6 protein-coding genes and 1 pseudogene are annotated in these 7,035 nt (G+C 31.2%); 6 read left to right on the top strand and 1 reads right to left on the bottom strand.

The genetic code is table 11. From position 1 onward, the window contains the following. From tgt to ACIQ2I_RS07015, 6 genes and pseudogenes are all read left to right on the top strand, one after another. Positions 1–220 (top strand): annotated as a pseudogene (gene tgt, locus ACIQ2I_RS06990) (tRNA guanosine(34) transglycosylase Tgt); the annotation flags it as partial. Positions 221–261: 41 nt separating this feature from the next. Further along, on the top strand, positions 262–1,338 hold the full coding sequence (locus ACIQ2I_RS06995; protein ID WP_396181710.1) for an LptF/LptG family permease: 1,077 nt from the start codon (positions 262–264) through the stop codon (positions 1,336–1,338). After that, entirely contained in the window at positions 1,325–2,245 is a 921-nt protein-coding gene (locus ACIQ2I_RS07000; protein WP_396181711.1) for a DMT family transporter, read from the top strand. The genes ACIQ2I_RS06995 and ACIQ2I_RS07000 overlap by 14 nt, the downstream gene beginning before the upstream one ends. A 79-nt stretch (positions 2,246–2,324) precedes the next feature. Beyond that, a complete protein-coding gene (locus ACIQ2I_RS07005; protein WP_396181712.1) occupies positions 2,325–3,281 on the top strand; it encodes an acetyl-CoA carboxylase carboxyltransferase subunit alpha in 957 nt (318 codons plus the stop codon). 146 nt (positions 3,282–3,427) lie between these two features. Then, entirely contained in the window at positions 3,428–4,987 is a 1,560-nt protein-coding gene (gene dnaB, locus ACIQ2I_RS07010; RefSeq protein ID WP_396181713.1) for a replicative DNA helicase, read from the top strand. A gap of 69 nt (positions 4,988–5,056) precedes the next feature. After that, positions 5,057–6,331, top strand: a complete 1,275-nt coding sequence (locus ACIQ2I_RS07015) for an asparagine synthetase B (protein WP_396181714.1) — start codon at positions 5,057–5,059, stop codon at positions 6,329–6,331. Between the two features lie 57 nt (positions 6,332–6,388). On the opposite strand, the gene ACIQ2I_RS07020 is transcribed toward ACIQ2I_RS07015, so the two are convergent. Beyond that, on the bottom strand, positions 6,389–7,035 hold a 647-nt coding region (locus ACIQ2I_RS07020; RefSeq protein ID WP_396181715.1), incomplete at its 5' end, for a hypothetical protein.

Genomic DNA, 7,035 nt, shown 5'->3' on the forward strand with positions numbered 1-7,035 from the left:
AATTGATGCAATGGCACACACTTATGTGGATACAGATTATTCAAAAGCGTATTTGCGACATTTATTTATTGCAAACGAATTTTTAGGGAAACAAATTGCAACCATTCATAATTTAGGATTTTATATGTGGTTGGTTCGTGAAGCTAGAAGACAAATTTTAGCTGGAACATTTAGAGAATGGAAGGAAAGTATGGTTAAAAAAGTAACCACAAGATTATAAGTAATATTAGAATTCTAATTGTCTATAAAGTATAAAATAGAATGAAAAAAATAGATTGGTACATATTTAAAAGATACTTAATCACATTTACAGCTATGTTGTTTATGTTTATTCCTATTGGAATTATTATTGATGTATCTGAAAAAGTCAATCGGATGATTGAAAATAAAGTAGCTTTTAAAGAAGTTTTAATCTATTATTATGGATTTACGATCTATTTTGCCAATCTATTATTTCCCATCTTTCTGTTTTTATCTATTATTTGGTTTACCTCAAAATTAGCCAATAATAGTGAAATTATTGCTATTTTAAGTTCTGGAATTTCATTCACGCGTTTCTTAAGACCTTATATAGTTGGTGCAACTTTAGTATCATTAGTTACTTTATTAATGGGTTTCTTTATTTTGCCAGATGCTAGTGAAAAATACTGGGATTTTAGGTACACCTATCTTAAAAAAAATAGTGAACAAAGACAAACTTCAGACATTTTTCGTCAGGTTAAACCAAATGAATACATGTATGTTAGTAGTTATAACGGCTTGTCTAAAACAGGATTTGATTTTATTTACGAAAAATTTGAGGGCAATAAATTAGAATATAAATTATATGCAAATCGTGTAAAGTATAATGAAAAAACAAAAGATTATACTTTATTTAATTATGTAAAAAGAACTATCGGAAAAGAGAATGACAGCATCGAAAGACAAGAAAAATATATTAGAAAATTTGATTTTGAACCCGATGATTTAACGCCAGTAATATACGTAGCTGAAACTATGAATATATTTAATTTAGTTCATTTTATTGATAAAGAACGATCTAAAGGAAGTTCCAATTTAGATGTATATTTAGTAGTCTTATATAGAAAATTTAGTATACCTGTTTCAGCATTTATATTAACCATAATAGCTGTTTCTGTTTCAGCTATGAAAAGAAGAGGTGGTATGGGCATAAATTTAGCTATTGGTATTTTGGTAGCTTTTTCATTCGTTTTTTTCGATAAAATTTTTGGAACTTTAGCTGAAAGTTCAAGTATTCCTCCATTTTTAGCGGTATGGTTTCCCAACTTTATTTTCGGAATTTTAGCGGTTTATTTATTAAGAAATGCCAGACGTTAAATTCAAACATAATTTACACCTTCATTTAATAGTATTTATTTGGGGTTTTACAGCTATTTTAGGAAAACTAATTTCTTTGGATGCTTTGCCTTTAGTTTGGTGGCGGATGTCTTTAGCGGTTGTTTTAATTTTTGGATATATTTATTACCGAAAAACGAGTTTTCAATTAGCTAGAAAAGACATTTTTTTGCTAATAGTTTCAGGATTAGTAATTGCCTTGCATTGGATTACTTTTTTTAAGGCTATAAAAGTTTCTAATATATCTATTACGCTAGCTTGTCTGTCTACGGGTGCCTTTTTTACTTCTATTCTAGAGCCCATTTTTTACAAACAAAAAATGGTTTGGTACGAAATCGTATTTGGACTAATCGTTTTAATAGGTTTATATTTTGTAATTGAATCAACAGAACCAAATTTTATTCAAAAAAGCTTTAATAGCAATATGTCCGGAACCATGCAAGGTGTATTGTTAGCCTTAACTTCTGCCTTTTTATCTGCAAGTTTTTCTATAATAAATGGCAAATTTGCTCAAAGAATTGATGCCACAATTGTTTCTTTTTACGAATTATTTGGTGGTGTATTATTTTTAAGCGTGTTCTTACTGTTTTCAAAACAATTTTCAGCAGCATTTTTCAATATTACACTTTACGATTTTATGTGGTTAGGTATTTTAGCTTCTGTTTGCACAGCTTATGCTTTTATTGCATCTGTAAATGTTATGAAGTATATTTCACCTTATACTGTAATGCTTACTATAAATTTAGAACCCGTTTACGGGATTGCATTAGCCGTTTTAATTTTCGAAAAAAACGAACAAATGAGTTTTTCATTTTATATAGGCGCTACAATTATACTAATAACTGTGATTTTGAATGGATTAATCAGAAATAGAAAAAAAAGTAGTTAGATATCGGTTTAAAAATTATTCAAATAATTTTTAAATAGTATCTTTGTATTTATAAACAAATTAACAAAAATTAACTTTTATGGAATATTTAGATTTTGAATTGCCAATAAAAGAGCTTGAAGATCAATTGGAAAAATGCGTTGTTTTAGGTCAAGAATCTGATGTTGATGTTTCAGCAACTTGCAAACAATTGGAAGATAAATTAGAACAAACCAAAAAAGATATATACAAAAATCTTACCGCTTGGCAACGGGTTCAAATGTCTCGTCATCCTAACAGACCTTATACTTTAGAATATATTACTAACTTAACTGATGGCACTTTTTTAGAATTATTTGGTGACAGAAATTTTAAAGATGATAAAGCCATGGTGGGCGGCTTAGGAAGAATTAACGGGCAATCGTATATGATAATTGGCCAACAGAAAGGTATCAATACTAAAATGCGTCAATTACGAAATTTTGGTATGGCCAACCCTGAAGGTTACCGCAAAGCTTTACGATTAATGAAAATGGCAGAAAAATTTAATATTCCTGTTGTAACATTGATTGATACTCCTGGTGCGTATCCTGGCTTAGAAGCCGAAGAACGTGGACAAGGTGAAGCAATTGCACGTAATATTTTTGAAATGGCTCGATTAAAAACACCAATTATCTCAGTTATTATTGGCGAGGGAGCTTCAGGTGGTGCATTAGGAATTGGAGTAGGTGACAGAGTTTTTATGTTAGAAAACACTTGGTATTCTGTAATTTCACCAGAATCTTGTTCGTCTATTTTATGGAGAAGTTGGGAATTTAAAGAACAAGCAGCTGAAGCTTTAAAGCTTACAGCTATTGACATGAAAAAGCAAAAATTAATAGACGATATAATACCTGAACCTCTTGGTGGGGTGCATCGCGATAAAGAAATGATGTTTAAAACAGTTGAAAAATACATTACTAAATCTTACCTTGAATTAAAAGACTTATCAACAAAAGATTTAGTAGCACAAAGAATGGAAAAATACAGTAAAATGGGCGAATTTTCCGATAAATAAGAAAATATTCATTATTTATCCGTCTTATCTTTTTTTATTGATAAGACGGATTTTTTTTGACATATTAACAATATAAAATAGTTATTAACAGTTTCTGTTTAACAAGTTAAATTCAATAATACCGCATTTTTTTTTACTTTCGCTTTATGGAAAAAGCATTTACAATAAACCCTGTTAAAGTAGATAAATCAACTACTATTTCTTTAGAAAAAGGAAAACTTCCACCACAAGCTGTAGATATTGAAGAAGCAGTGTTAGGTGCCATGTTAATTGACGTAAAAGCGCCAGGAGAAGTTATAGATATATTAAATCCAGATGTGTTTTATAAAGAATCACACAAATATATTTTTGAAGCTATTAATCAATTGTTTCATAGTACACCACCTCAACCTATTGATTTATTAACGGTTTCAGCACAATTAAAAAGAAACGGAAATTTAGAACTGGCAGGTAGCGATTTTTATCTTATTCAACTTACTCAAAAAATTGCTTCTTCGGCACATATAGTTTTTCACGCCCGAATTATTCTTCAAAAATTTATTCAGAGAAGTTTAATTTCAATCTCAAGTAAATTAATTGAAGATTGTTATGATGAAGGAATGGACGTGTTTGATTTATTAGACACAGCTGAAACCAATTTATACGAAATTACACAAGGCAACCTTAAAAAAGGATATGAAACTGCCCAAAGTCTTGTAAATCAAGCCAAACAACGTATCGAAGAAATTTCAAATAAAGAAGGTTTATCTGGAATCCCATCAGGATTTAGAAAATTAGACGATTTAACGTCAGGTTGGCAACCTTCAGATTTAATTATTATTGCTGCTCGTCCGGGTATGGGAAAAACAGCATTTGTATTATCAATGGCCAGAAATATTGCCGTATCAGGAAACGAACCGGTTGCACTTTTTTCATTAGAGATGTCATCAGTACAATTAATTACTCGTTTGATTTCAAGTGAAACAGGATTAACTTCAGAAAAACTTCGAAAAGGAGATTTAGAACCACACGAATGGGAACAATTAAACGTTAAAGTTAAAGATTTAGAAAAAGCACCTCTATATATTGATGACACACCGTCATTATCTATTTTTGATTTACGTGCAAAAGCCCGTCGTTTAGTTTCTCAGCATGGTATCAAATTAATTGTTGTCGACTATTTACAATTAATGTCTGCAGGAAATACTGGAAAAGGTGGCGGAAATAGAGAACAAGAAATATCTATGATTTCAAGAAGTTTAAAAGCTTTGGCTAAAGAATTAAGCGTTCCTGTAATTGCACTTTCTCAATTATCTCGTGCCGTAGAAACCCGTGGTTCAAGTAAAAGACCACTACTTTCCGATTTACGTGAATCGGGTGCTATTGAGCAAGATGCTGATATTGTATCGTTTATTTACCGTCCAGAATATTATAAAATTGACAATTGGGATGATGATGAAGCAGCTCCAACCACTAATCAAGCAGAATTTATTGTTGCAAAACACAGAAATGGTAGTTTGGATAATATCAGATTAAAATTCTTAGGACAATTTGGTAAATTTGATAATTTAGATGAATTTGGAATGACTTATAACGATTCATTACCTTCAAAAATGAATTTAGATGCCCAAAATCCGTTTGCAACGCCAAATTTACCTTCTCCAAATGATGCTTTTGGAAGTAGTATGAATAATGATTTTAATGAGGAAAGTGACATTTTGTTTTAATCATTTATTTCATACTTAAATCTGTTTAATTACTATTCATAAAGTTTATATTTACTTAAATATCTTTAGATGAACTATTTAAAACAACTTGTTTTTTTCTTGATTGTAATTTGCAATACAAATTTAAATGCATCTTCAATTTTGTTACCAATGGATAGTGATGGCCAACAAAATCATTTAAAAGCATACGGAATTACCTATTGGGCTTTGGCTAAAAATTATAAGGTAAATTGGTTATTAAATTATCGTGGCGGGTCCTTTTTGTTGCCTGACGGAGACGATATAAGAAAAGAATGTCAGATTAGAGGCGTAACTTTTGAAGTGTTAACAGATGGTGCAACGGCTTCTATGTTGGAAGAAATAAGTAGCCCTTCTCAGAATATGGAAACGGTAGTTTTAGAAAAAGCACCAAAAATTGCGGTCTATACTCCAAAAGGAAAACAACCTTGGGATGATGCCGTTACTATGGTTTTAACTTATGCCGAAATTCCTTATACAGAAATTTACGACACAGAAGTATTGTCAGATCAACTTGTTATGTACGAATGGTTGCATTTGCATCATGAAGATTTTACTGGCCAATATGGTAAATTTTTCAGTAATTATAGAAATGCACCTTGGTATATACAACAAAAAGCAGATGCTGAAGCTTTGGCCAAAAAATTAGGTTATAATAAAGTATCAGAAGAAAAATTAGCCGTAGCTACTAAAATTAGAGATTACGTAATTGGTGGTGGATTTATGTTTGCCATGTGTTCTGCAACAGATAGTTTTGATATTGCTTTGGCGGCACAAAACACAGACATATGTGAGCCCATGTTTGATGGTGATGCTAGTGAACCTAATTTTCAATCTAAATTAGAGTATTCCAACACATTTGCTTTCAAAGATTTTATTTTGGAAAAACAACCTATGAAATATGAGTTTTCTGATATTGATACCACAGAAGAACATGGAAAAGGCAGTTTTTCAATGGAAGTAGATTATTTTACATTAATGGATTTTTCAGCTAAATGGGACCCAATTCCTACGATGTTATGCCAAAATCATACTCAAATAGTAAAAGGTTTTATGGGACAAACTACTGCTTTTGTTTCGGAAAAAATTAAATCGAATGTCTTGTTGTTAGGTGAATGTAAAATTAATGGTGAGGCCAGATACATTCATGGAACAAAAGGAAAAGGAATGTTTACCTATTATGGCGGGCACGATCCGGAAGACTATCAGCATAGAGTAGGTGATGCGCCAACTGTTTTAGATTTGCATCCAAATTCACCAGGTTATCGATTAATTTTAAATAATGTCCTTTTTCCAGCTGCACGAAAAAAGAAACTAAAAACATAAAAAAAATACCCTAAACTCAATTTGAATTTGGGGTATTTTTTTAGGTTAAAAGATAAATTACATCCCTCCCAATTCTTGTTGTAATTCTTCTTGCGTTACTTTTTTGTAACCTTCTGGTACAGTAAAACATGATGCAGTTGGAGCTTTATCTACTACAGTAGCCACTAAAAGCACTTTGCCTTTTTCACTATTTACTTCAACTTCTAAAGGAAATCCTGTAAGTTTTAATTTATCAGCAGGTAAAGATTGTACTGCAATAGCTTCGGTAATATAGAAGGTATTAACCATTCCGCTTTTCATCGTTACTGAAGCTTTGTAGCACTTATAACCTAAAATTTCTTTAGTTGCTTTTTTGTCATAACTAACCGATTCTGCATCTTTTAACGACGCTACATCTGTGTTTCCAAAACCTTCAGATTCACCTGTAACTTCATATTTTTTACCCATCATATCCATTAACATTCTGGTATCTTTAGTGTTGTTTTTGTCAACAGAAATTGTTTTTACAGAAATCATGCCGCCCATCATATCCATTTGAGTAGCAGAAGATTTTTCATCAAAAGAAATTTTAATGGTGTTTGTTCCCATTGCTGCCATTTCTTCATTGTCTGGCATGGTCATTTCATAGGTTACCGCACCTGTTTTTGTTTGTGCATAAAATTGTGTGGAAACAATTGCTAAAGCTACGAATGCTAATTTTTTTA

The sequence above is a fragment of the Flavobacterium sp. genome, assembly GCF_044368995.1.
GTDB lineage: Bacteria > Bacteroidota > Bacteroidia > Flavobacteriales > Flavobacteriaceae > Flavobacterium.

What these genes read in the sequence shown, in the direction of transcription:
- ACIQ2I_RS06995 (WP_396181710.1), top strand. Translation starts at nt 262, where the DNA reads ATGAAAAAAATAGATTGGTACATATTTAAAAGATACTTAATCACATTT.
- ACIQ2I_RS07000 (WP_396181711.1), top strand. Translation starts at nt 1,325, where the DNA reads ATGCCAGACGTTAAATTCAAACATAATTTACACCTTCATTTAATAGTA.
- ACIQ2I_RS07005 (WP_396181712.1), top strand. Translation starts at nt 2,325, where the DNA reads ATGGAATATTTAGATTTTGAATTGCCAATAAAAGAGCTTGAAGATCAA.
- dnaB (WP_396181713.1), top strand. Translation starts at nt 3,428, where the DNA reads ATGGAAAAAGCATTTACAATAAACCCTGTTAAAGTAGATAAATCAACT.
- ACIQ2I_RS07015 (WP_396181714.1), top strand. Translation starts at nt 5,057, where the DNA reads ATGAACTATTTAAAACAACTTGTTTTTTTCTTGATTGTAATTTGCAAT.